Origin of the sequence: Qaidamihabitans albus (assembly GCF_016464705.1) — a bacterium.
GTDB classification, from domain to species: domain Bacteria; phylum Actinomycetota; class Actinomycetes; order Mycobacteriales; family Pseudonocardiaceae; genus Qaidamihabitans; species Qaidamihabitans albus.
In genome coordinates this window covers 136,366-160,641 of sequence record NZ_JAEHOB010000004.1, presented here as the reverse complement: position 1 = coordinate 160,641, position 24,276 = coordinate 136,366, and the positions used below count along the sequence as shown (strand labels likewise).

At 71.0% G+C, this 24,276-nt stretch carries 24 protein-coding genes; 8 read left to right on the top strand and 16 right to left on the bottom strand.

All coding sequences use genetic code 11. From position 1 onward, the window contains the following. The first annotated feature begins 21 nt into the window (after positions 1–21). The 4 genes from JAP66_RS09710 (at position 22) to JAP66_RS32050 (ending at position 3,626) form a co-directional block, all read left to right on the top strand. Positions 22–672 carry a TetR/AcrR family transcriptional regulator gene (locus JAP66_RS09710; protein ID WP_199431311.1) on the top strand — a complete coding sequence of 217 codons (651 nt, stop codon included), beginning with the start codon at positions 22–24 and terminating at the stop codon, positions 670–672. Between the two features lie 10 nt (positions 673–682). Next, positions 683–1,603, top strand: a complete 921-nt coding sequence (locus JAP66_RS09705) for a carbohydrate kinase family protein (RefSeq protein ID WP_199431310.1) — start codon at positions 683–685, stop codon at positions 1,601–1,603. A gap of 226 nt (positions 1,604–1,829) precedes the next feature. Next, on the top strand, positions 1,830–3,143 hold the full coding sequence (locus JAP66_RS09700) for a citrate synthase (RefSeq protein WP_199431309.1): 1,314 nt from the start codon (positions 1,830–1,832) through the stop codon (positions 3,141–3,143). Between the two features lie 231 nt (positions 3,144–3,374). Next, a complete protein-coding gene (locus JAP66_RS32050) occupies positions 3,375–3,626 on the top strand; it encodes a hypothetical protein (protein WP_235998903.1) in 252 nt (83 codons plus the stop codon). 337 nt (positions 3,627–3,963) lie between these two features. Here JAP66_RS32050 and JAP66_RS09690 read toward each other — a convergent pair whose 3' ends face one another. From JAP66_RS09690 to JAP66_RS09670, 5 genes are all read right to left on the bottom strand, one after another. Further along, the gene (locus tag JAP66_RS09690; protein ID WP_199431308.1) at positions 3,964–4,755 is read right to left on the bottom strand and encodes a DUF427 domain-containing protein; all 792 of its coding nucleotides are present in this window, start codon (positions 4,753–4,755) and stop codon (positions 3,964–3,966) included. A gap of 55 nt (positions 4,756–4,810) precedes the next feature. Continuing rightward, the gene (locus JAP66_RS09685; RefSeq protein ID WP_199431307.1) at positions 4,811–6,019 is read right to left on the bottom strand and encodes an ABC transporter permease; all 1,209 of its coding nucleotides are present in this window, start codon (positions 6,017–6,019) and stop codon (positions 4,811–4,813) included. Beyond that, positions 6,016–6,927 carry an ABC transporter ATP-binding protein gene (locus JAP66_RS09680; RefSeq protein ID WP_199431306.1) on the bottom strand — a complete coding sequence of 304 codons (912 nt, stop codon included), beginning with the start codon at positions 6,925–6,927 and terminating at the stop codon, positions 6,016–6,018. The genes JAP66_RS09685 and JAP66_RS09680 overlap by 4 nt, the downstream gene beginning before the upstream one ends. A 70-nt stretch (positions 6,928–6,997) precedes the next feature. Beyond that, the gene (locus JAP66_RS09675; RefSeq protein WP_199431305.1) at positions 6,998–8,566 is read right to left on the bottom strand and encodes a glycerol-3-phosphate dehydrogenase/oxidase; all 1,569 of its coding nucleotides are present in this window, start codon (positions 8,564–8,566) and stop codon (positions 6,998–7,000) included. Then, positions 8,563–9,204, bottom strand: a complete 642-nt coding sequence (locus JAP66_RS09670; RefSeq protein WP_199431304.1) for a TetR/AcrR family transcriptional regulator — start codon at positions 9,202–9,204, stop codon at positions 8,563–8,565. The genes JAP66_RS09675 and JAP66_RS09670 overlap by 4 nt, the downstream gene beginning before the upstream one ends. Positions 9,205–9,220: 16 nt before the next feature. Here JAP66_RS09670 and JAP66_RS09665 point away from each other — a divergent pair, with 16 nt between their 5' ends. Further along, positions 9,221–10,864, top strand: a complete 1,644-nt coding sequence (locus JAP66_RS09665) for an FAD-binding oxidoreductase (protein ID WP_199431303.1) — start codon at positions 9,221–9,223, stop codon at positions 10,862–10,864. Between the two features lie 13 nt (positions 10,865–10,877). Here JAP66_RS09665 and JAP66_RS09660 read toward each other — a convergent pair whose 3' ends face one another. The 5 genes from JAP66_RS09660 to JAP66_RS09640 all read right to left on the bottom strand — a co-directional run bounded on the left by JAP66_RS09660 (position 10,878) and on the right by JAP66_RS09640 (position 16,366). Beyond that, positions 10,878–11,459: a gamma-glutamylcyclotransferase family protein gene (locus JAP66_RS09660; RefSeq protein WP_199431302.1), complete on the bottom strand. Its 582-nt coding sequence runs from the start codon at positions 11,457–11,459 to the stop codon at positions 10,878–10,880. 80 nt (positions 11,460–11,539) lie between these two features. Further along, positions 11,540–12,640, bottom strand: coding sequence for an S-(hydroxymethyl)mycothiol dehydrogenase (locus tag JAP66_RS09655; RefSeq protein ID WP_199431301.1), 1,101 nt, complete (start codon positions 12,638–12,640; stop codon positions 11,540–11,542). 123 nt (positions 12,641–12,763) lie between these two features. Beyond that, a complete protein-coding gene (locus tag JAP66_RS09650) occupies positions 12,764–13,993 on the bottom strand; it encodes a C39 family peptidase (RefSeq protein ID WP_199431300.1) in 1,230 nt (409 codons plus the stop codon). A 160-nt stretch (positions 13,994–14,153) separates the two neighbouring features. Then, the gene (locus JAP66_RS09645) at positions 14,154–14,552 is read right to left on the bottom strand and encodes a PaaI family thioesterase (protein ID WP_199431299.1); all 399 of its coding nucleotides are present in this window, start codon (positions 14,550–14,552) and stop codon (positions 14,154–14,156) included. A 185-nt stretch (positions 14,553–14,737) separates the two neighbouring features. Next, entirely contained in the window at positions 14,738–16,366 is a 1,629-nt protein-coding gene (locus tag JAP66_RS09640) for a long-chain fatty acid--CoA ligase (RefSeq protein WP_199431298.1), read from the bottom strand. A 316-nt stretch (positions 16,367–16,682) separates the two neighbouring features. On the opposite strand from JAP66_RS09640, the gene mihF reads away from it, so the two are divergent. Beyond that, positions 16,683–16,994 carry an integration host factor, actinobacterial type gene (gene mihF, locus JAP66_RS09635; RefSeq protein ID WP_199431297.1) on the top strand — a complete coding sequence of 104 codons (312 nt, stop codon included), beginning with the start codon at positions 16,683–16,685 and terminating at the stop codon, positions 16,992–16,994. A gap of 93 nt (positions 16,995–17,087) precedes the next feature. On the opposite strand, the gene JAP66_RS09630 is transcribed toward mihF, so the two are convergent. Next, a complete protein-coding gene (locus tag JAP66_RS09630) occupies positions 17,088–18,239 on the bottom strand; it encodes an isochorismate synthase (protein WP_199431296.1) in 1,152 nt (383 codons plus the stop codon). Between the two features lie 93 nt (positions 18,240–18,332). After that, positions 18,333–19,028 (bottom strand): 4'-phosphopantetheinyl transferase family protein, encoded by a 696-nt coding sequence (locus tag JAP66_RS09625; RefSeq protein WP_199431295.1) that lies wholly within the window; start codon positions 19,026–19,028, stop codon positions 18,333–18,335. 98 nt (positions 19,029–19,126) lie between these two features. Here JAP66_RS09625 and JAP66_RS09620 point away from each other — a divergent pair, with 98 nt between their 5' ends. Next, positions 19,127–20,296, top strand: a complete 1,170-nt coding sequence (locus JAP66_RS09620; protein ID WP_199431294.1) for an acyl-CoA dehydrogenase family protein — start codon at positions 19,127–19,129, stop codon at positions 20,294–20,296. 70 nt (positions 20,297–20,366) lie between these two features. On the opposite strand, the gene JAP66_RS09615 is transcribed toward JAP66_RS09620, so the two are convergent. The 4 genes from JAP66_RS09615 to JAP66_RS09600 form a co-directional block, all read right to left on the bottom strand. After that, positions 20,367–20,702, bottom strand: a complete 336-nt coding sequence (locus JAP66_RS09615) for a hypothetical protein (protein ID WP_199431293.1) — start codon at positions 20,700–20,702, stop codon at positions 20,367–20,369. Positions 20,703–20,771: 69 nt separating this feature from the next. After that, complete coding sequence (locus JAP66_RS09610) at positions 20,772–21,410, bottom strand: TetR/AcrR family transcriptional regulator (protein WP_199431292.1); 639 nt, start codon at positions 21,408–21,410, stop codon at positions 20,772–20,774. Beyond that, the gene (locus JAP66_RS09605; protein WP_199431291.1) at positions 21,401–22,951 is read right to left on the bottom strand and encodes an ATP-dependent acyl-CoA ligase; all 1,551 of its coding nucleotides are present in this window, start codon (positions 22,949–22,951) and stop codon (positions 21,401–21,403) included. Before JAP66_RS09605 ends, JAP66_RS09610 begins: the two co-directional genes overlap by 10 nt. Next, positions 22,948–23,691: an enoyl-CoA hydratase/isomerase family protein gene (locus JAP66_RS09600; RefSeq protein WP_199431290.1), complete on the bottom strand. Its 744-nt coding sequence runs from the start codon at positions 23,689–23,691 to the stop codon at positions 22,948–22,950. Before JAP66_RS09600 ends, JAP66_RS09605 begins: the two co-directional genes overlap by 4 nt. 115 nt (positions 23,692–23,806) lie before the next feature. On the opposite strand from JAP66_RS09600, the gene JAP66_RS09595 reads away from it, so the two are divergent. Continuing rightward, positions 23,807–24,238: a GNAT family N-acetyltransferase gene (locus tag JAP66_RS09595; protein ID WP_199431289.1), complete on the top strand. Its 432-nt coding sequence runs from the start codon at positions 23,807–23,809 to the stop codon at positions 24,236–24,238. The last annotated feature ends 38 nt before the right edge of the window (positions 24,239–24,276 follow it).

Sequence of the window (24,276 nt, the reverse complement as noted above, 5' to 3'; positions counted from 1 at the left end):
GGTATACGGTACTATATACGGATGCCTGATGTCGACGAGTACGCTTCCCGGGTGCTGTCGAGTTCGCGCCAGACCCGTAAGCAGCCCACGGCCAGGCAGCGCGCGCTGCTTTCCGAGCTGGAGGAGCTGTTCCTCGCGGAGGGCTTCGTCGCGTTCACGCTGGACGACCTGGCCGCCCGGATGCACTGCTCGAAGACCACGCTGTACGCGCTCGCGCCGAGCAAGGAACAGCTCGCGGTCAAGGTGGTCGGGCGGTTCTTCAAGGGCGCGGCCGAGAAGATCGAGCGGCGGATCGAGGGTGTCGACGACGCCCGCAAGATCATCGAGGTGTATCTCGCCGGTGTGTCCGAGGAGCTCAACCGCGCCTCACCGGCGTTCATGAACGACGTCGCCGCGTTCCAGCCGGCGCGGGCCGCCTACGAGATGAACTCCCAGGCCGCGGCGGGACGGATCCGCTCGTTCATCGCCAAGGGCGTGGCCGACGGGGTGTTCCGCGACGTGCACGCGACCCTCATCGCCGAGATGGCCGGGCTGCTCGTGGAGGCGATCCAGACCGGTGTCGTCGGTGCCCGCGCCGGCGTCACGGACGCCGAGGCGTTCACGGCGCTCGCCGATCTACTGCTCGGAGGAATCCAGCGGCGCGAAACGTCGCCGTGGGGGGCGGTGGGCTAGCATCCCGTCCGTGATTGTCTCCGGAGGCGAAGCCCTCGTCGACCTCGTCCCTGCCGGTTCCACTATGGACCTGCTCGCGCCGAGGCTCGGCGGCGGGCCGTACAACGTGGCGGTCACGGCAGGCAGGCTCGGCGTGCCGAGCGCCTTCCTCTCCCGCGTCTCCACCGACGGCTTCGGCGAGGCGCTGCTGACGCGGCTGCGGGAGTCCAGGGTGGACACTTCGCTCGTCCAGCGCGGGCCGGAGCCGACGACGCTGGCGGTGGTCGCCTTCGACGAGCGGTCGAGCGCGCGGTACAGCTTCTACACCGAGGGCACGGCCGATCGGCTGGTCGCCGATCCAGGGCCGCTGCCCGGCTCCACCGCCGCGCTGTCGCTCGGCACGCTGGGCATGGTGCTGGAGCCGGGCGCGAGCGTGTACGAAACGGTGTTGCGCAGGGAATCCGGCCGCGGTGTGCTCACCGCACTCGACCCGAACATCCGGGCCGACCTGATCGTCGACGCGAACAGCTACCGGGCGAGGTTCGCCTCCTGGCTGCCGTACGTCCGGCTGCTCAAGATCTCGCTCGACGACGCGGAGTGGCTCACGGGCGGCGGCGACGTGAGCGCCGCGGCGAAGAGCTGGCTGGACGCCGGGGTGCAGGCGGTGGTGCTCACGAAGGGCGCGGACGGGCTGTCGGTGATCACGCCCGCAGGCGAACTGGCGACGGCGCCGACGAGGCCGACCCGGCTCGTCGACACCATCGGCGCCGGCGACACGGTGCAGGGCGCGCTACTGGCGTGGCTGGTGCGGCACAGGGTGACCGACCTGTCGGCCCTGGGTGAGGACGACTGGCTGGCCGCGCTCGGCTACGCCGCAAGGGCGGCGGCGATCACGGTGTCCCGCAGCGGTGCCGAGCCGCCCACCGAGACCGAGCTCGAACACGATCATTGAGGCTTGTGTCACGTGGACTGACGCCCGGCGTGTGAACCTGGTCGCAAACCGTTAGCTGTGGGTAACGCCACGGCTGCGAACAGAGCGCCTTCTGGACTAGCGTAAGGGGGAATTCATACCCCAGCGGGGCGGTGTGCGGCGAGGTCAGATCCTCCTCGTGTACGAACCTGGTGGCCTGCGAAACCTGCGGTCATCACCGGCCCGTGTGACCGTGAGAGGCATTTGCATGTCCGACGCGACTGCGGCGCAGAACGGGGGAGAGAAGGTCTCACTCCACCTGCCCAGTGGTGAGCACGAACTCAACGTCGTGCGCGCCGTCGAGGGCGCCCCCGGCATCGAGCTCGGGAAGTTGCTGGCGCAGACCGGCTACATCACTTACGACCCCGGTTTCGTGAACACCGGGGCGGCCTCCTCGGCCATCACCTACATCGACGGCGCGGAAGGCATTCTGCGCTACCGTGGCTACCCGATCGAGCAACTTGCCGAGAACTCGACCTTCATCGAGGTCTCCTACCTGCTGATCTACGGCGAGTTGCCGACACAGCAGCAGCTGGACGACTTCACCTCCCGGATCAACCGGCACACCCTGCTGCACGAGGACCTGAAGCGCTTCTTCGACGGGTTCCCGCGCGACGCACACCCGATGCCGGTGCTCTCCAGCGCGGTGTCGGCCCTGTCGACCTTCTACCAGGACTCGCTCAACCCGTTCGACGAGCCGAACGTGGAGCTGTCCACGATCCGGCTGCTGGCGAAGGTGCCGACCATCGCGGCCTACGCGTACAAGAAGTCGATCGGCCAGCCGTTCCTGTATCCGGACAACTCGCTGGGGCTCGTCGAGAACTTCCTGCGGATGACGTTCGGCCTGCCCGCCGAGCCGTACGAGGTCGATCCCGACGTGGCGAAGGCACTGGACCTGCTGTTCATCCTGCACGCCGACCACGAGCAGAACTGTTCCACCTCGACGGTGCGGCTCGTGGGCTCCTCGGAGGCGAACCTGTTCGCCAGCATCTCGGCCGGCATCATGGCCCTGTTCGGCCCGCTGCACGGCGGCGCGAACAGTGCCGTGCTGGAGATGCTCGAAGACATCAAGGCCGACGGCGGCGACGTCGACAAGTTCGTCACCAAGGTGAAGAACCGCGAAGAAGGCGTCCGGCTGATGGGCTTCGGGCACCGGGTCTACAAGAACTACGACCCACGCGCGAAGATCATCAAGGCTACGGCGGACAAGATCCTCGCCAAGATCTCCGGCGGCGACCAGTTGCTGGACATCGCGAAGGCGCTGGAGGAGCGTGCCCTCTCCGACGACTACTTCATCGAGCGCAAGCTCTACCCGAACGTCGACTTCTACACCGGCCTGATCTACCGGGCGCTCGGCTTCCCGGCGAAGTACTTCACGGTGCTGTTCGCCCTCGGCCGCCTGCCCGGGTGGATCGCGCACTGGCGGGAGATGATCCAGGACCCGGCCATGAAGATCGGCCGCCCGCGCCAGATCTACACCGGCGAGAAGGAGCGCGACTACAAGCCCATCGCCCAGCGCTGAGGCGCATACTTCCCGTACTGAGGGCCGCCGTGACCGCTTCCGCGGTGCCGGCGGCCCTCAGTGCTGTCGGGGCCCGCATGTCGCGCCGGGGCCCGTATTCTCTGGCGATGCTCGAACGGCAGGAAGCCTCTTCGTCAAGCGTTCGCCGACGAGTCGTTCGGGAAGCTGACACCGGAGGCTTTTATGTGGTCGCCGCACCGGTCTTCGAGCCTACGGTCGAGGAAGAGGCGCGTGGCTCTCCGGGCCGTTTACGGTGTCAACCGTGGTGGCAAGCTGCACTGGAGCGACATGGATTCGCAGCAACAGCGCAACGCGGCCAAACGAATCCGCGAACTCGATGGCCTGCATCTCGTCGCTGTCGCCGCGCCCGTGCCGCGCAGACGCCAGGAGCGTGCGCGTGCCAAGGCGCTTCACTGCCTCACGCTCGAACTGCATGGCTACGGTGTCGAGCGGCTCGTGATGAATCGCGGATCACGGCGCTGAACCGACGGGACGTGCGGACGGTTGCCAGCGCGCGTTTCGCTCTGCCGCAAGGAAGCAACTTCCGGATCGACCACAGGTGGGGGCCTGCGGAGCCACTGCTATGGGCGGCGGACATCGTCGCGGGTGCCGTCCGAGCCGGCAAGCAGGGGTTGCCACGAGCCGCGGAGACTACTTGACGACTGTGTGTACGAGATCCACCTCGGCACCGGCTGTTGACCAGCTGGCATCCAAGGCTCATGCGTAAGGCCAGGTCCCGGTATGCCCCGAGGAGCACTTGGCCTTTGCGACTCGCTGGCACCCACGGTGCGCAGCTGTGTCTCCGCTTCCGGCACGCCCGTCAGACGGCGGGGAGGCGCTCGCCGTCCACCTCGACGGTGGCCTGTGCCGGGTCGAAGCACACGAGACCGGTGATCTTGACCGCGTCGTCGAGCGGGTCCTCGTAGCTCCAGGCCAGGTCGCGGCCGTCCCTGCCCAGGTAGGACGCCGTGCCCTTGTACGGGCACACGGTCCGCGTCTCGGTCGGCCGGAGGAGGTCCGTCCGGACGTCCTCACGGCGCAGGTAGAACCGGTTGGGCAGGCCGGTCTCGGACAGCAGGAAGGGCCGGTCGGCGTCCGCGACGAGCTGGTCGCCGTCGAAGACGCGCACATGCCGCGCGCTCGCCCGGACGTCCACCCGGTGGTACGGGTCGCGCAGGTGCCCGTGCACTCGCTCGTCCTCGTCCCACCACTCGTCCATGCTGTCCCAGTAGATCGCCGCGTAACCGGCAAGCCAGGACGCCGCGGGCATCGGCCGCGGGTAGCTCCACACCGCGTTCTCCGCGACCCGGTCGCCGACGCGTGCGCTGCGGTAGCTCGCGTCGCCCTTGAACGGGCAGTGCGTGCTGTGCTCGGTCGGTTCCAGCAGCTCCGCGCGGATGTCGGCTTCCGGGAAGTACAGCTGCGGCAGCAGCCCGGTCTCGTGCAGCAGCATCCCGCGCATCGTGTCGGCGACTGTCTCCCCACCGAACACCGCCCGCACCCGCCGCGGGAACGGGTGCATCAGCAGGTTGTGCGCGGGGCCGTTGAGCTCGTAGTTGGTGGTGTCCGGCGCGCGGCCGGACAGTGGACCGTCGGCGATGGTCAGGCTCATCGGGTCGACCTCCCTTTCGGTGGATTGACCGCGATTCCGAGCCTAGCCGTTCCCGCTATCCGCGCAGCGCGTCCTTGAGGCGGATCCGGGTGCCGGTGCGCAGGACCGCCGTGTGGTACACCCGCCCGCCGAGCCAGGTAAGCGCCGCGATGGTCGCCAGCGTCAGGACGAGCGCCGCCGCGATCTCCGGCAGGCCGGCGGCGCCGGTGGCGATCCGGCTGGGCATCAGGATCGGCGACAGCGGCGGGAGCAGCGAGAGAACCGTCGTCGTGGTGCTGTCCGGCATCTGGAGCACCGCGATGCCGGTGACGAAGCCGACGATCAGCACGATCGTGATGGGCGCCAGCACCGTCTGCATGTCCTCCTGGCGGGAGACCAGCGAACCGGCACCGGCGAACACCGTGGCGTAGAGGAAGAACCCGAGCAGGTACCACAGCAGGCCCCACAGCAGCGTCTTCGTGGCGACGCCGGAGACCGTGAGCACCCCGGTCGCGCTCGCCATCGCCAGCCCGGCCGCGCCGAGGACGAACAGCTGCGTCAGCCCGACCAGCCCGAGGCCGATGACCTTGCCGAGCAGCAGATGCCACGGCCGCACCGTCGACAGCAGGATCTCGACGACACGGCTCGCCTTCTCCTCGACGATGCCCTGCGCGACCAGCGAACCGTAGGTGGCGATGCTCATGTAGAGCAGGAACATCATCACCATCGCGATGACGACCCGCTGGCCCTCCTCCGGGTCGGCGGGTTCGAGCGAGTTCACCTGCACCTGCGCGGCGGCGACCTCGCCCATCACCTCGGCCGGGTCCGCGCCCACCTCCACCAGCTTGGCGTTGAGCACCTCCTGCCGCGAGATCTCGTTGAGCAGCGCGTGCACCTGCTGGTCAAGGTCGGACTTGACGAGCGCGCGCAGGTTGGCGGCGTTGCCGGACACGAGCACGTCCAGGTCGCCGGACTCCACCTGCGACCGGCCGTCCTGCTGGTCGCCGACCCTGACGACCTCGACGTCCACGCCGAGCTGCTTGGCGTTCTCCCGCACGGGTTCGGCGACGGCTGCCGCCTGCCCGGTCAGCCCGACCGTCGTCCGGTCGGCGTTGCTGATCAGGCTCGCCTGCAACAGCAGGTAGCCGACCATGACGACCAGGATGACGGCGGTCCCGATGAGGAACCCGCGTGTGCGCAGCCGTGTGTTCAGTTCCCGTTGTGCCACAAGGCGGACCGCGGTCGCGGGCCGCACCGAGCGGGTGGGGTTGCCCGGGCCGTTCACTGTGTGGCTCCTTCCCCGACGGCGCTGCGGAACAGCTGGGTCAGCGAGGGCCGGTGCCTGCTGAACTCGTGCACCGGACCGGTCGCCAGCGCGGCGGTCAGCACGGCCTGGTCGCCGGCCTCGGCGGCCAGCTCCACCACGGTGTCGCCCCCGCTCTCCGACAACACCCGGACCCCCGGTATCCCCGCGGCCCACCCGGGTGGTGCCTCCGGCGCGGTGACGGTGAGCCGGGTGGCGGCGCCCGCCGTCAGGTCCGCGACCGTGCCGCAGGCGACGATCCGGCCGCTGCGGATGATGCCGATGCGGTCGCACAGCCGCTCCACCAGGTCGAGCTGGTGACTGGAGAAGATCACCGGCACCCCGGCCGCCGCCTTCTCCCGCAGCACGTCGCTCATCACGTCCACGGCGATCGGGTCGAGTCCGGAGAACGGCTCGTCGAGCACCAGCACCGCCGGATCGTGCACGAGTGCCGCGGCGAGCTGCACGCGCTGCTGGTTGCCGAGGCTGAGCTTCTGCACCTCGTCGGTGCGCCGCTCGGTGAGCTCCAGCCTGCCGATCCAGGTCTCCGCGCTGCGGTGTGCCTCGTTGGCCGTCATGCCGTGCAGCTGCGCGAGGTAGACGAGCTGGTCGAGCACCTTCATCTTCGGGTAGAGGCCGCGCTCCTCCGGCATGTAGCCGATCCGCGTGCGGGTCTCGTGGGTCACGGCCTGGCCGTCGAAGCGGACCTCGCCGGAGTCCATCGACACGACGCCGAGGGCGATCCGCATCGCGGTGGTCTTGCCCGCGCCGTTGCTGCCGACGAACCCGAACAGCTCGCCAGGCCGTACGTCGAAGCTGACGGAGTCGAGTGCCACGACGTCGCCGTAGCGTTTGGAGACGTCGTCGATCTCCAGTGTGCGATCAGGCACGAGAATCCTTTCCGAGAAGGGACCGGCGCCGGCGGCTCGGTGACGACCCTGGCATACCGGGCCGCGGCGGTCAGCGGGAACCCGGGATCCGGTCGCCGATCTCGGTCACACCGCGCAGCGCGCGGTCGACGAGATCACGGACGGCCACCTCGGCCGCCCGCGCCTCGGCGGGGACGAGGCCGAGCCGGGTACGCCGGTGCAGCACGTCGTCGGCATCCAGCGCACCCTCGTGCCGCACGGCCCACACGACCTCCGCGGCGGTGATCTCACAGCCATCGAACAGCGGCCTGCCCAGCTCGGGGTCCACCATGCCGAGCGCGGCGACCCTCGGCGCCTCGGTGCCGTACTTGGCGACCAGCCGCGCCGGCGCATCTACTGTGGCCAGGGCGGCGCGCGGGGCGGCGCCGACCAGCGGCAGCCGCCCGGTGCGGACCGGGCCCGCGGGCAGCCGGGTGGCCCGCACCGCGGCGTCGACCGCGTCCGCCGCCATCCGGCGGTACGTGGTGAGCTTGCCGCCGACCACGGTGATCACCCCGGCGCGGTCGGTGAGCACCGCGTGCTTGCGGGAGAGATCGGCGGTGGCGCCCTTCGACTCGAGCAGTGGCCGCAGGCCCGCGTACGAGCCGAGCACGTCCGCAGGCTCCGGCCTGCGTTCCAGCACGGTCGAAGCCACGTCGAGCAGGAAATCCACATCGGACTGCGGGACGTCGGCGACATCCGGTGGCTCACCGGAGTAAGGCTCGTCGGTGAGCCCGAGGTAGACCTTGCCGCCCGGTTGCGGCAGCAGCAGCACGAACCGGTTTCCGGTGCGGGGCACCGGCACCAGGACCGCCGTCTCGGTCAGCCCGGTCCGGTCCGCGTCGAGGACGAGATGCGAGCCGCGCGAGGGCCGCAGCCGCACCGACGGCACGAGATCGCCCGCCCAGACACCGGCCGCGTTGACCACCTGCTTGGCACGCAGCTCGGCGGTCTCGCCGGTGAGCTCGTCGCGGGCCAGCACCCGGTCACCGCGCACCTCCGTGGCCCGGAGCCGGGTCAGCACGCTGGCGCCGAACGCGGCCGCCGTCCGGGCCAGCGCCACCACGAGGCGGGCATCGTCGGTCAGGGCGCCGTCGAACGAAAGCAGCGCGCCGCGCAGCCCCGAGCGGGTGAGTCCGGGTACCAGCGCGAGTGCCTCGGCCGCGGGGATCGTCCGCGGCCTCGGCAGCAACCGGGACGGTGTTCCGGCCGCGCGCCGCAGCGCGTCACCGGCGTGCATTCCGGCGGCGACGAACGCCTGCCTGGCCCGCGACGTCCGGCCGTAGAGGGGGACGAGCTGGGCGAGCGCCCGGGTGAGGTGCGGCGCGGTGCGCGTCATCAGGATGTCGCGCTCCACCGCGCTCTCCCTGGCGAGCGCGACATCGCCGTGCGCCAGGTAGCGCAGCCCGCCGTGCACCAGCTTGCTCGACCAGCGCGAGGTGCCGAACGCGAGGTCGTGCGCCTCGACGAGGGCGACCGTGAGGCCGCGCGACGCGGCGTCGAGTGCGATCCCCGCTCCGGTCACCCCGCCGCCGACCACCAGGATGTCCACCTGCTCACCGGAGGCGAGCCTGTCCAGTTCGGCCGCCCGCCGCCTCGGCGTCAGCGATGCCGCGATCATGGCGCCAGCGCCGCGTCGAGCAGGTGGCGGAGCTCGGTCAGCAACGCATCCTCGGATACGTCGGCCGTGGCCGGGCGCAGCGAGAGCACGAACGACTGCACCACCAGCAGCACCGAGCGCACCTGCGCAGCGGCGTTCCCACGCCGGATCGAGCCGTCCTGGTGCCCGGCGGCGACGAGCGAGCCGATCACCTCCTCGGCGAACAGCTGCGTCGCGCCGAGCCGCCGGGTGACGTAGGGCAGGACCATGTCGGCGTCGATGTCGAGCACGGTCCGCATGAGCGGATCGGCGACGAGCGCGCGCACGGCGGCGACCGCACTGCCCGTCAGCCGCTCGCGGGCGTCCCTGGCTGTGTCGGCCTGCTCGTTGACCCGGCGCAGCAGCGCGCCGAACTCACGGGTCATCAGTGCCGCGAGGATGCTGCGAACGTCGGGAAAGCGGCGGTAGAGGGTCATCCTGCTGACCCGTGCCGTCCTGGCGATCTCCGCAAGCGTGGTCCGCCGCACGCCGCTGGCCAGCACACAGGTCCGCGCCGCGTCGAGCAGCACGTCGTCGGACACCCGGCCGGCCGCGGAGCGCGTGCGGCTGCCGGCCAGTGAGCTGGGGTCCGGCGTGACGATGTGACGTTCGGCTTGCATGTGTCACACTCTAGCGGTGACCGACATCATTGACCACCGGCTGCGCGGAGCCTGGACACCGGAGGGGGCCGCGGCCGTCGAGCTGGCCCCCAGGTCGGTGCGCTGGCTCGCCGAGCGTATCGGGCCGGCGGCCTCCGGCGCACCCGCGTCCACCGCCGCCGACTCCGCGATCGACGTGCCGCCGTCGCGGCTGCCGGAGGGAGCGCGCGCGGAGCTCGCCGCCGTCGTCGGCGCGGAGCACGTACTCGACGGCGCGGCCGAGCGGCTGGGCCGCTGCGGCGGCCTGTCCTACCTCGACCTGCTGCGCCGCAGGGACCCGGGGACCGGCCTCGCGGTACCGGACGCGGTGGTGGTGCCCGCCGGCCCCGAGCAGGTGCAGCGGGTGCTCGACGTGTGCGTGGCCCGTGATGTCGGCGTGGTTCCCTTCGGCGGCGGCACCTCGGTCGTCGGCGGGGTCACCGCGCTGCGCGGCGGTAAGGAGGCCGTTCTGGTGCTCGATCTCGCGCGGCTCGACCGGCTCGTCTCGGTCGATCCCGTGTCGCGGATCGCGGTACTGCAGGCCGGAGTACGCGGGCCCGACGCCGAGCGGATGCTGGCGGCCCACGGCCTGACCCTCGGGCACGTGCCGCAGTCCTTCGAACGGGCCACGATCGGCGGGTTCGCCGCCACCCGCTCGGCTGGGCAGGAGTCGTCCGGGTACGGCCGGTTCGAGGACATGGTCACCGGCGTGCGGCTGGCCACACCGCGTGGCGAATGGCGGCTCGGTGCCGCACCGGCCTCCGCGGCGGGACCCGATCTGCGGCATCTGGCGCTCGGCAGCGAAGGCGCACTCGGCGTGATCACCGAGGTCGCCGTGCGCGTGCGGCCCCTGCCTGCGGAGCGGCGATTCGAGGCGTTCGCCCTGGACGGCTGGGAACGCGGCACGGCGGCGGTCCGCGAACTCGCGCAGCACGGGCTGCTCGCCGATGTCACCCGGCTCTCGGACGCGGACGAGACCGAGGCGTCGCTGGCCCTGGCCGGCGGTTGGAAGACCAGGCTCCTGCGCCGGTACCTCGCCGCCCGTGGCCTCGCGCGGCCCTGCCTGCTGGTGCTCGGCTGGCACGGCGGGTCGGCGCGCGAGATCGCCCGGCGGCGCAGGGCGGCGGTCGGCGTGCTGAGGGCGGAGGGTGTGGTCGCCCTCGGCGCCGCACCAGGGCTGGCGTGGCGGCGCGGCCGCTTCGCGGGACCCCGCCAGCGTGACGCGCTGCTCGACCTCGGCGTGTGCGTGGAGACGCTGGAGACCGCGACGTACTGGTCGAAGCTCGGTGAGCTGCGCGACCGGGTGCGGGTGGCCCTGCGGGACGAGCTCGGCCGGGCGCTGGTGCTCTGCCACGTCTCGCATGCCTACGAGACCGGCGCGTCGCTCTACTTCACGGTGCTCGCCGTCCGTGACCCTGCGGACCCGGCAGGGCAGTGGGAGCGCGCCAAGCGGGCGGCGAGCGAGGCGATCAGCGAGGGCACGCTCGGCACGATCACGCACCATCACGCGGTCGGCACCGACCACGCGCCGTACCTGCCCGCCGAGATCGGCGCCGTCGGCGTCGCCGTGCTCACCGCGGCCAAGCACGCCGTGGACCCCACCGGCATCCTCAACCCCGGCAAGCTGGTCCCGCCCTCGTGAGTGGCCGGCCGCGTTAGAACTCGCGTGCGCACTCACGAGGTGGGGCGGCCGGGTCCAGGATCGTCACGTCGAGGCCGTGCGACCGGGCGGGAACGCCGGCCAGCGCGAGCGCCTCGTGCTGGGGCAGCTCGGCGGTGCGGACCGCTTGGCCGTCCACCAGCAGCGGCATCCGGGACGGCCCGGCTCCGACGTAGGCGAGTACGTCGGGCACCACCGTGCCGTCCTCCAGCACGACCTTGCCGGAGTGCAGCCGGGCGAGGTCGTAGTGGGTGCCCCTGGCCTCGCAACGGTCGAGCACCGCGAGCTGTTCCGGCGTGGCGAACCAGACGGCGTGCCATTCGGTGACACCGGGTGCCGCGGCGAGTGTGGCGGGCCGCTGCCCGTCCCGTCCGCGCAGGCCCGCCGACCAGACCGCGGCGACGTCGTGGCACTCCGCGCGCACCACCACCGCGGGTCCGGTCAGGTCGAGGGTCTCCCGCAGCCAGGTGATCTTGGCCGGGCATACGTTGGAACCGTAGGCCAGCACCGGGACGCGCTCGCTCCGCCAGCCGGCGGGCGCCGTGCTCAACGGGTGCCCCGCGCCGTCGAGGTGCACGTACGAGCGGTCCGGCCGCGCACCGGGATACGGGTGCTCCGGAAACTCGTCGTCGGTGAAGATGGGCCGGAGACCACCACTCAGTCGAACATCACCACACTGCGCAGCACATCGCCCCGGTGCATCCGCTCGAAGGCCTGCTCGACGCCGTCGGCCGTGATGCGCTCGGTGACGAACTTCTCCAGCGGCAGCCTGCCCTGCAGGTACAGGTCCACCAGCATCGGGAAGTCGCGGGAGGGCAGGCAGTCGCCGTACCACGACGACTTCAGCGAGCCGCCGCGGGCGAAGAAGTCGATCAGCGGCATGTCGTCGAGTGTCATGTCCGGCGTCGGCACGCCGACGAGCACGACCGTGCCCGCCAGGTCGCGGGCGTAGAAAGCCTGCTTCCACGTCTCCGGCCTGCCGACCGCGTCGATCACCACGTCGGCGCCGAACGAGCCGGTGAGGTCTCGGATCGCCGCCACGACGTCGTCGTGACTCCTGGCCTTGGCGTTGAAGGTCGCTGTCGCGCCGAAGTCCTTCGCCCACTCCAGCTTGCGGTCGTCGGTGTCCACCGCGACGATCGTGCGTGCCCCGGCGAGGCTCGCGCCCGCGATCGCCGCGTCGCCGACGCCACCGCAGCCGATCACCGCCACGGTGTCACCACGCGTGACGGCGCCGGTGTTGATCGCGGCGCCGATACCGGCCATCACGCCGCAGCCGAGCAGCCCGGCGACGGCGGGCTCGGCCGCCGGATCGACCTTCGTGCACTGTCCACTGTGTACCAGGGTCTTCTCCAGGAACGCACCGATGCCGAGCGCCGGGCTGAGCGCGGTGCCGTCGGCGAGCGTCATCGGCCTGCTCGCGTTGTGGCTGGCGAAGCAGTACCACGGCTTGCCGCGTTTGCAGGCGCGGCAGGTGCCGCACACGGCGCGCCAGTTCAGGATCACGAAGTCGCCCGGTTCGAGGTCGGTGACGCCCGCGCCGACCTGCTCGACGTAGCCGGCCGCCTCGTGCCCGAGCAGGAACGGGAACTCGTCGTTGATGCCGCCCTCGCGGTAGTGCAGGTCGGTGTGGCAGACACCGCAGGCCCTGACCGAGACGACCGCCTCGCCCGGTCCCGGATCCGGTACGAGCACTGTCTCGAGCGAAACCGGCTCGCCCTTCGCGCGGGCGATCACGCCCGGTACCTCGTACGGCATTCACACACGTCCTCTCTGCCCCGTTGCTCCAGCGCGCAGCTTGCCACGGACCATGCGGTCATCGCGACCTGTGCATGGGCGTGATCAATCGCGCTTGCGGTGGCCGGGAGAAGGCTTGCCGCGTCATCGGGTGATGAGGTAGACGATCCCGCCGGGCCCGCTCGCCACCGCACCTCGGGCGTCGTGGCGCTTCGTGCGCTGCCAGATCGTCTCGAACTGTGCCCGCGGGTACACCTTGCGCACGCCCGCGCCGCTTTCGGCCGCCGGGTCGTTGACGATCACGTCGCCCGTCCCGGTGAAGCCGACCACCACCAGCAGGTGCCCCGCGGTGCCGTAGCCGGCGCCGTCGAGCTCGCTCTCCAGGAAGGACTGCGACGTGATGACCGGGATGCCGCGCACGACGTAGCCCTCGAGCTCGGCGAGCGAGTGCAGCCGGGTGACGTGCGCGCGCAGCCCGTGGTGTGCCGCGTAGGCGGTGTTGAACGACCAGTTCCCGGTGCCCTGGTAGGCGACGTCGTAGGTGTGCCTGGCGGCGTGCGCGACCTCGCGGTCGGGGTAGTCCGCGGGCAGCCAGGACAGCTCCGCCTCGCCCGGGCCCGCGTCCCAGTGCGCCAGCACCATCGCGGTCGAGGCCGGACTGCACCAGTTCTCCCCGCCACCGCCGTACTCCGGATAGCGTCCCTTGTGGATGTTCTGGGCATACCGCGGCACGTCGAGCTCGACACCGCGGGCGGGGCCCGGCTCGGAGCCGGGCACGTCGAACCGGTCGGGCACGCGGGAGGTCATCGCGCCGGCGCCGCGCAGCACCGGTGTGGCGGAGCCGCCCGCCTCGCGGTAGAGGCTCACCCGCAGCTGGTACGAGCGCAGCAGCACGCCCGGTCGCGCCATCAGCGTGTCGACGCTGACCCGAGCGTGCGCGTCCTGCTGGCCGCCGACCGAGGTGCGCCGGATGTCGGCGTCCCCGTGCGCCCACCGGCCGAGCACGTACCACGCCGTCTCCTCGCCGGAGGCCGTGCGGGCCCGTGCCTCGACCTGGAGCCAGGTGTGCTCGGGCGTCGCCGCGTGCCACGAGGCGATCAGCTCGGTGGCGTCGAAGCCCTGCTCGTGGACGGGCGAGGTCCACCGGCCGTACTCGTAGCTCCGCCCGGCCCGCTCGACCGTGCCGACGGGCGCCGCGACGCGCACGCCACCGGCTTCCGCGCGGAGACCTTCGAGCGTGCCGCGGGCGAAGTCCCCTGCCGAGGTCCAGTCGTGGTAGTCGATCTTCTCGTTTCCGTTCGCCGCCGCTGCGGGCTGCGTGACCGCGGCGGCCAGGAGGACCGCAGGCACGATGGTGGACAGACGTCCGCGCATGAGCACTCAGAGTACGGTCTCGAACCTGCTGGAACGGACCAGGGCGCGCTGTTTCCGCAGGTCACCGGTCGTGAGTGCGTAACAGTGTTCTAACTCACGTAGGCACTCACGAGAGGTGACCAGGCACAGCGCCGCGCCACCCTGGGATCAAGACAGGCACTCAGAGTACGGCCTGCGACTGGGTGACCTTGGCGGCGAGCCTGCCGGTGTCGTCGTGGATCTCGGTCTCCACGACGATCACCCTGCGGCCGGTGTGCAGTGCCCGCGCCGACGCGGTTGCGTGCCCCTCCCGGACGGCGCGCAGGAAGCTGGTCCGCGACTCGATCGTCGTGGTGCCCCGCGCGCCGTCCGGCAGGTTGAGGTGTGCGCACACGGCGGCGGCCGAGTCGGCCAGCGACATCAGCACACCGCCGTGCAGGCTCTCCCCCAGCGTGCACAGGGCCGGGTCGAACGCGATCCTGGCGCGGACGACCTCCCTCGAGTGTTCGAGCACCTCGATGCCGAGCCGCTCGGTGTACGGCATGGTCTGGTGGAACAGTTTCGTGCCCTCGGTGTCCATGTCGACCGAGCCTGCCCTCGCACGTGCCCGGAGTCGATTACCCGGCGGGTAACGACCCCGGCGCTCAGAGCCTGCCCTTGTTCCCCGGCGGGCGCGGCGTTGTGCCTGGTCACCCCTCGTGAGTGTTCAGCCGAGTTAGAACTCGGTTCCTCACTCACGAGAGGTGACCTGCTCGAAACGGCCGTTCAGAAGTGCCTGATGTCGAGCTTGCCCTCGGCGTGCGCGGAGCGCAGGCGCTTCTTGTCGAACTTGCCGACGCTCGTCTTGGGCACCTCGTCGACGAAGCTCCAGTGCTCCGGCAGCTGCCACTTGGCGACCTTGTCCTGCAGGTACTCGCGCAGTTCCTCGGCGGTGACCTGCTGGCCCTCCCGCACGACGACGGCGACGAGCGGGCGCTCGTCCCACTTCTCGTCGGGCACGCCGATCACCGCGGCCTCGGCGACGGCCGGGTGGGACATGACGTGGTTCTCCAGGTCGACCGAGGAGATCCACTCGCCACCCGACTTGATGACGTCCTTGGCACGGTCGGTGAGCGTCAGGAAGCCGTCCGGGGTGATCTTGCCGACGTCACCGGTGCGCAGCCAGCCGTCGTGGAACTTGTCCGGGTCGACCTCGATGCCGCCGTAGTAGGAGGCGGCGATCCACGGCCCCTTGACCTCCAGCTCGCCGACGCTCTCGCCGTCCCACGGCACCTCCTCGCCGGCGTCGTTGATGAGCCGCGCCCGCACCGAGGCCGGGAAACGGCCCTGCGTGTAGCGGTACTCCCAGGCCTCCTGCCCGGTCGCCGACGCGGGCGGCCGCGCGACGCTGCCCAGCGGGGAGGTCTCGGTCATGCCCCACGCGTGCAGGATCGGCACGCCGTACTTCTCCTCGAACGTGTGCATCATCGCGGGCGGCGCGGCCGACCCGCCGACCACGACCTCGCGCAGGTGGGAGATGTCCTGCGGGTTCGCCTCGAGGTGCTGGAGCAGGCCCTGCCAGATCGTCGGCACCGCGCCTGCGAAGGTGGGCCGCTCCGCGGCGAGGATCTGGGCGATGGGCTCCGGCTGCAGGAACCGGTCCGGCATGATCATCGACGCGCCGACCATCATCGCGGCGTAGGGCATGCCCCACGACATCGCGTGGAACATCGGGACGATCACCAGCGCCTTGTCCGACTGGTCCAGCCGCATGCTGTCGGTCATGCAGACCTGCATCGAGTGCAGCCAGATCGACCGGTGGGAGTACACGACGCCCTTCGGGTCACCGGTCGTGCCGGACGTGTAGCACATCGCGGCTGCCGAGCGCTCGTCGATCTCGGGCCAGTCGAACGTCTCCGGCTGGCCGGAGACCAGCTCGTCGTAGCTGTGTACCTGCACGCCCGCGGGAGCCTCCAGCGACGCCGGGTCGCCGTTGGCGACGATCACGTGCCGCACGGTCTTCATCTCCGGCAGCTGCTTGGCGAACAGCGGTACCAGCGTCCCGTCGACGATCACGACGTGGTCCTCGGCGTGGTTGGCGACGAACACCAGCTGTTCCGGAAAGAGGCGGATGTTCAGGGTGTGCAGCACCGCGCCCATCGCGGGGATCGCCAGGTAGGCCGCGAGGTGCTCGGCGTTGTTCCACATGAACGTGCCGACCCGCTGGTCGCCGGTCACACCGAGGCCGCGCAGCGCGTTGGCCAGCTGCGCGGAGTGCTTGCCGACCTCGCCGTAGGTCTCCCGCCGGGCTTCGCCACCCGTCCAGGTGATGACCTCGCTGTCCGCATAGAGCTTCGAGCCGTGCCGCAGGAGGTTGGCGAGAGAAAGCTGGTCGTCCTGCATGGTGCTCAACATCGTGGCTCCCGCTGATTGCTCGTTCGGCTGTGAACTGGGTTACGCGCGACTCTAGTGCCGGAGGGCGCAAGCGGACATGTGCCGAATGCACAACCGTTACGGGCTGCTGCTGGGCCCGTTGCCCGGGGCGACCAGGCGTTCACCCGCATGGCCCAGATGGGGGGCAAGCGCGTGTCGATTTCGCGCTATCGGCCCAGGTGGCGTTTACTGGGGCCGTGGTAAGGGACGGCCTGGCCAGCGCTTGCTTGTGCAAGCACCTGGGGAACCCGGGTTGTCGCCGCGATATGCGGACACCCGAGAAGGAAGGACTAGTACGTTGGCTCTGCCTACGTTGACTCCGGAGCAGCGGGCGGAAGCCCTGGCCAAGGCGGCCGAGGCTCGCAAGGCGCGCTCGGAGCTGCTCGCGTCGATCAAATCCGGTCAGACGAGCATCGATCAGGTGCTGAAGAAGGCCAAGGAAGACAAGACCATTGGCAAGACCAAGGTCACCCAGCTACTGAAGGCGGTGCCGGGCCTCGGCGCGGTGAAGGTCGCCGCCCTGCTGGAACAGGCGGGCATCGACCCGGACCGGCGCGCCGCCGGCCTCGGCGAGCGCCAGCGCGAAACGCTGATCCAGGCGCTGAAGTAGTCACGGTAGTCACGGTTTCTGCGCCCCTGCCGTGGCATGTGCCTGTGCCACGGCAGGGGAGAGTGGCCGGCGGCGGACCAGCCTGCTGGCCGCTCACCAGCCGGTGGCGCCTGCCTCCAGCCCCATGGCCCTGAGCAGGGTCGTGAACTTCGCCGAGGTCTCCGCGAGTTCCGCATGCGGGTCGGACTCCGGCAGGATGCCGCCGCCCGCGTAGAGCCGCAGCGAGCGCTCGGCCACCTCCGCGCAGCGGATGGAGACCGCCCACTCGCCGTCGCCGTCGGCGTCCACCCAGCCGACCGCGCCGGCGTAGTAGCCGCGCTCGAAGGGTTCGAGCTCGTTCACCAGCTCCCGCGCCGACCCTGTCGGGGTACCGCAGATCGCGGGCGTGGGATGCAGCGCCGCGGCGAGCCGTAACGCCGTCACGTCGCGGTCGACGAGCTCGCCGGTGACCGTCGTGCCCAGGTGCCACATCGTCGGAGTGGACACCAGGTCGGGCACGGTCGGGGCGTCCAGCTTCCGGCAGAACGGCCGCAGTGTCTCCACCACCGCCTCGGTCAGCACCGCGTGCTCGATGTGGTCCTTGCGTGAGGACAGCAGCGCCTTGCCGTTCTCCGTGTCGGTGACCGGATCGGGCGACCGTGGGGCGGAACCCGCGTGCGGATGCGAGACGACGCGGCTGCCCGTGCGGGAGAGCAGGAGTTCAGGGCTCGCGCCGACCAGTGTCCGCGCAGACGGCAGGCTCGCCGCGAACGTGTAGCCGCGCGGGTTGTCCTTGACCAGGTTGCGCAGTATCGGCTCCGGCCGGACCGGGGCGTCGAACTCCAGGTCGAGTGCCCGTGCGAGGACAACCTTGCGCAGGCCGCGGTCTCGCAGTGCCGTGATCGCGCTTGCGACCGCGTCGACGTGGCGTTGCTCCGCGGGGACCGAGATGGTGCGGGCCGGAGCGCCGACGTCGCTCCTGGGCAGCCGGTCCACCGCGGGGTGCGCCGGTCCGGCCAGCCGCACCGCACGCGGCAGCACCAGGTGCCCCGGGGTCGCGCCCGCGGCCTCGCTGTCGAACGGCAGCACCCCGACGGCCATCGGTACGTCCGCCGAGGCGAGCGCGTCGTGTACCCGCTCGCTGAGCCGCACCTCGTCGGCGTCGGTCAGCGCGGCCGCGACCCCCTCGCCGAGGACCGTGCGCCCGGTGGTGGCGAGGAAGAAGTCCCCTCGCACGTAGTCCTCGAGCAGTCGCGCCGCGTCCATCCCTCCATTCTCGGCGCCAGTAGCCCTGGCGTGCCCGTTAGCCGCACCACAGCGGTCGTGAGTGTGAAACAGCGTTCTAACGCTGTTTCACACTCACGAGCGTGGGGGCCACCACTGCTCGGTGACGGTGAGTCCCGCTCCGCTGAGCACGGCGACGGTGGCGCGGTACTCCTCGCCCGGAGTGAGGTCGGCCATGCTCGTGGCCTCCGGCGAAAGCTCGCCGTCCGCCGCGGCGAGCAGCCGTGGCGGCTCGCCGGCGGCGGAGAGCGTGAGGCCGCGCAGCGAGATCCGCAGGCCGCGTCCGGTGGCCTTCATCACGGCCTCCTTGCGCGCCCAGTAGGTGAAGAACGCCTCCGCCCGCTCGTCGTCCGGCAGTCCGGCGATCGCCGCCCGCTCCGCGTCGCTCAGCGCGTAGGAGATGAGCGAGTCGTCGGCCCGCCGGTTCACCGTCTCAACGTCGATGCCGACGGCGGTGCCGCCGGTCAGCGCGACGGCGATCCGGTCGCCGGAGTGCGAGATGGACAGCGCGAGCGGCGCCCCGGGCACCCGTGGCGGACCGTGCTGTCTGCCACAGTCGGCACAGGTGGCGTCGAGCTCGACCGCGGCCGGGTCGACGCCGAGCCGTTGCCCGGCCAGTGTCCTCGCCAGCACGCGTCCGGTGAGGAAACGGCGCTGGTCGGCCTCCCTGCGGTAGGCGTGCAGCCGCTCCCGCTCGGCGGGGTTCAGCAGTGCCAGGAATTCGCCGGAGGTGGCCAGCGGGGTCGCCCACCACACGGCGCAGTCGATCACGCAGTGAAAGTACCCCCGTGCCCGGGGATGCCGCCAGGACTCGCCTTGGGTTAACGTTCTACTAAGCAACTGCTTAGTAGTGAAGGAGCCGTACGGCGATGGATTTCAGCCTCAGCGTCGAAGAGCGGGAGATACGCGACTGGGTTCGCACGTTCGTCCAGCGGGAGCTCGTGCCGCGCGAGCAGGAGGTGCTGCGCAGGGAGCGGGCGGGCAGGCCGGGCCTCACGCCGGACGAGACCCAGGAACTCCAGTTCAAGGCCAAGGAGTCGGGTTTCTGGGGCGTGCAGACCCCCGAGGAGTACGGCGGGATGGGCCTGTCCGCGGTGATGACGGCACTGCTGGAGGCCGAGCTCGGCCGCACGTTCGTGCCGTTCCGTTTCGGCGGCTCGGCCGACAACATCCTGTTCTATGCCAACGAGGAGCAGAAGCAGGAGTACCTGCTGCCGACCATCGAGGGCAAGCGCAGGTCCTGCTTCGCCATCACGGAGCCGGGGGCGGGCTCGGATGCCAAGGCGATCCGCACCACAGCCCGCAAGGACGGCTCCGACTGGATCATCAACGGCGAGAAGACCTTCATCACCGGTGGTAACGAGGCCGACTTCACGATGGTCTTCGCCATCACCGACCCCGAGAAGGGCGCCGACGGCGGCGTCACGTGCTTCCTCGTCGACCGGGACATGGGCTGGCGCTCGGAGTACATCGACACGATGGGCGAATGGGGTCCCGCGTCGCTGATCTTCGACAACGTCCGGGTGCCGGAGCGGCAGATCCTCGGCGAGCTGGGCCAGGGTTTCCGGCTCGCCATGCAGTGGATCGGCCGTGGCCGCTACCTGCTGCCCGCGCACGCCATCGGCTCGTGCGAGCGGCTGCTCTCGATGGCAATCGAGCACGCGAACACCCGGGAGACATTCGGCGCACCGATCGCCGAGCGGCAGGCCATCCAGTGGATGATCGCCGATTCCGGGGTGGAGATCGAGGCCCTGCGCTGGCTGGTGCTGCACGCCGCGTGGCAGGTCGACGCAGGGATGGACTCCCGGCACGCTCAGTCGATCGCCAAGCTCTACGGCGGTGTCCGGGCCAACGAGATCGTCGACCGGGTACTGCAGATCCACGGTGGGATGGGCTATACGAGGGAACTGCCCATCGAGCGCTGGTACCGCGAGTTGCGGCTGCTGCGTATCTACGAGGGCACCGACGAGATCCAGCGCCGGACCATCGCCCGCAACCTGCTCAAGGGGCATGTCAAGGTCGGCGGGACTCTGGGCTGATCGCGCCGTCGGCTGTCGGCTCGCGCTGTGGCGGCGGGGTGGTTCACCCCGCCGCCACAGCGGTGTTACATCAGGACTTGTCGGACTTGTGGTGTTCCCGTAACGCCACGGGCACGCCCGCGAGGTCCTCCTCGTTGCACAGCAGCTTCAGGTCGTAGTAGGGGGAACCTTCACGCTCGTCGTAATCGAGGTGGACTGCGAGCACGTCCAGCGGCTCGCCAAGCCACTGCTGGGCCTGCCGGAGCCAGAGGGCACAGCGCTCCATTGCGGCCGGGAGATCGTCATCGCGGAACTCCACCGGGCGGTACGGCACATCTTGCACCTGATCCCGCGGGTTGGTTGGCACCGGCAGCCCCGGCGCGACACCCGATTCGTTGAGCTCCAGTTGGATCGTTTCCTCACTCACCCTTCGAGCGTCCCTCAGCGACGCTGTGGGGGCAAGCGTTGCCCTCGTAACAGCATTCGCCCTTCCCGGTCAACCAGGCCGCCAGGTGGCCGCCACCACGGCCCGGCAGACCGCCAGATCCGGCCCCGTCCCCGGTCGTTCGCCGCCGAGCGCGCGCAGCGCCAGCAATGCGTAGTGCTCCGCGAGGTCGTCCAGCGAGAGCGGGCCCCGTGGCGCATACCACCTGGCCACGCCGTTGCACATCGCCAGGAGGGCCTTCCTCGTCACCGCGGGGCGCTGGGTGTGGAACACCCCCTCGCGCAGTCCCGCGTCCACCGCGTCCGCCCACAGCCGTTCGTAGGCGTCGCGGAGCTCGACCACCGGCCTGCGCAGCCGGGGTGACAGCGCGTGCACCTCGTCGTCCACCACTTTCGTCTCATCCGGTTGCCTCGCATGGGTGAGCACGTGCAGTGCCACCAGCCTGCCCATGCGCTCGCGCGGATCGGCCACGCCGTCGATCGCCTGGCCCGCCGCGGCCAGCAGCCGGCCGAGGCAGTCCCGCATGATCCCGGCCAGCAGCTCCTCCTTCGTCCCCATGTAGTGGTAGAGGCTCGCCGAGGACAGCCTCGCCTCCCGGGCCAGCTCGCGGATGCCGGTGCCGTGAAACCCCTTGGCGGCGAACAGCTTCACCGCGGCCTGCCGCACCCGCTCTCCGCTCGCTACCGCCACCTGCCCTCCACCCGGTCGTAGGCACCCACCCTCGGGTCCTCGTCCGCCCGGCGCAGCTCGCCCTTGGCGACCCGCTCCGACGGGGTCATCGGCAGCGAGGTCGCGTAGGTCCAGTAACGCGGCACCTTGAAGTAGGCGAGCTTGTCGCCGCAGAAGCCGGCCAGGTCCGCCGGCGGCACTTCCTCGGGTGTGTACCCGTCCCCGAGGACGATGTGCGCCTTGATCTCCTCGCCGCGCAACGGATCCGGCACCGCCAGCACGGCCGCCGTCCGCACCGCCGGATGCAGCACCAGCGCCCGCTCCACCTCCTCGGCCGACACGTTCTCGCCGCTGCGCCGGATCATGTCCTTGGTCCGGCCGACGAAGTACACGCGGCCCTCGCCGTCCATCCGGGCCAGATCCCCGGTGTGGAACCAGCCGTCGCGGAACGCGCGGGCGGTGGCCTCGGGATCGGCGTGGTAGCCGTGCATGAGGCCGATGCCGCGCAGCAGCAGTTCGCCGGTCTCGCCGCGGGGCACGGGCCGGCCGGTCGCGTCGCCGATCATCGCCTCCCGGTAGCGGGACGGCCTGCCGATGCACCCGGTGCCGACGGTCTGGTCGTGATCGTCGGGGGACACCCGGATGTCGCCCCCGGTCTCGGTCATCCCGAACGCCTCGTACCAGGGCACGCCCCACCGCCGCTCCAACTCCGCGTGCAGCTCGTGCGGGATGGCCGACGCGGTGATCGCGCGGACGCGGTGCGCGCGGTCCCGCGGAGTCTCGGGGGTTTGCAGCAGCAGTGTCGGCATCAGGCCGAGGCAGTAGAACCAGGTGACCCCGTACTCGCGCACCTTGGCCCAGAACGTCGAGGGGTGGAAGCGGTCGAGCACCACGAGTGTCGCGCCCGAGGCCAGTCCCAGCGCGACGTTCCACTGCGGATCGATGTAGTGGAACGGCTGCGCGGTCAGCATGATGTCGTCGGTGCCGACGGCGGGGAACTCGGTGGCGAGATCGTGGGCGAGCGTCGTCCAGTACCGGTGCGGCAGCACGCAGCCCTTGGGGGCGCCGGTGGTGCCCGAGGTGTACTGGATGTTGGCAGGCTGCTCCGGCACCACCCGGACCGCGGGCGGCGGGTTGTGCGGGGCCAGTTCGGCCACGGTCAGCACCCGCCGCACGCCCGTGCGCGGGGCGATCGTGCGCAGCAGCTCGGCGAACTCCGGCGCCGCGACCGCCAGCCGGGCGCCGGAGTGGGCCAGCACGTGTTCGCCGTCCAGCTCGCGGTAGTTGGTGTTGACCGGCACCAGCACGGCGCCGAGCCGGGCGAGGGCCAGCCAGAGCAATGGGAACTCGGGCCGGTTGGGCAGCATCACGGCGACCCGGTCACCCGGCTCGGTGCCGAGGGCGGCCAGCGCGGAGGCGAGCTCGCCACTGCGCCGGTCGACATCGGCGAAGGTGAGCCGTTCGCCGGTCGCGTCGAACACCCACGCGTCGGTGTCCGGCCACCGCCGCGCGGCGCTGGTGAGAAGCCCGGCCAGCTCGCCGGGCCGTTCGGGCTCGCTCATCGGGACCGGAACTCCTCCGCCGACCGCGCGACCTCCGGGGTGTGCTCGGTGACCAGCGCGTGGCTCACCTCGCGTTCGAGCGCGGCTTCCAGGGCACTGTCGATGCCGCGGTCGAGCGCGCGCTTGGCGAGGGTGACCGCCGAACGGGGCCGCTCGGCCAGCCGCGACGCCAGCTCCATCGCGCGCTCCAGCAGGTCGCCTGCCGGCACGACGCGGTTGACCAGGCCGAGGCGGTGCGCCGCGGCGGCGTCCACCCGCTCGCCGAGCAGCACGAGCTCCCTTGCCTTGAGCGGCCCGACCAGTAGCGGCAGCAGCCGCGACGCCGCGCCGGTGACGCTCAGCCCGAGACCGACCTCGGGGAAGGAGAAGGTGGCGTCGTCGGCCGCGAGCACCAGGTCGCAGCCGAGGGCGAACTCGGCGCCGGCGCCGATGGCGTAGCCGTGCACGGCGGCGATCACCGGCTGCGGCAGCGCGCGCAGCCTGCGGGTGACGTCCTGCAGGCGCTCCAGGCGGGCCCGGGAGTCCCCCTCGGGAGCGGGTGCCTTGAGGTCGTGCCCGGCGCAGAACGCGCGGCCCCGCCCTGCGAGCACGACCGCGCGCACGTCGTCGTCGGCCGCCACCCTGCCGAGCGCGGTGAGCAGGTCGTCGACCAGTTCCGGCGCCACGGCGTTGAGCCGGCCAGGGCGGTTCAGCCAGATGAGGGCGACGCCCTCGTCGACAGCGAGTTCCACGGTCTCCATCGGGGCAGCCTAGACGAGCCGATCGATCGATCGATAGTGTTGCGGCCTCGTGAGTGGCGGCACGAGTTAAAACTCGCCTGCGCACTCACGAGCCGGACGAGGGGAAGGAGGGCCGGTGCCCGTACGCGACGCCGTTGCCGGGGACATCGACGAGATCTGCTCGCTGATCGAGGAGCACGCCCGCTACGAGGGCAACGACGAGCTGGCGCTCGACCGCGCCGAGATGGCGGGGCACCTGTTCGGCCCCGATCCGAAGGCGTGGGTGCTCATCGCGGAGAAGGACGGCGAGGTCGCCGGGATGGCGTTCTGCTCGTGGAGCTTCTCCACCTGGGAGGCGCGGCCGGGTATCTGGCTCGACGACATCTTCATCCGGCCCGCGTACCGGCGCTACGGCCTCGGTCGCGAGCTGCTGGCCGCGCTGCGCGAGCGCACGACCGGCCGGATCGAGTGGGACATGCAGGCGGACAACGACCGGGCCGCAGCCTTCTACGCCCAGCTCGGGGCCGAGCCGGTGTCCGGCTGGATCCGCTACCGCTGGCGAGCCTGACCCGACCCGCTTACCTCAGGTCAGCGGGGTGGAGCCGT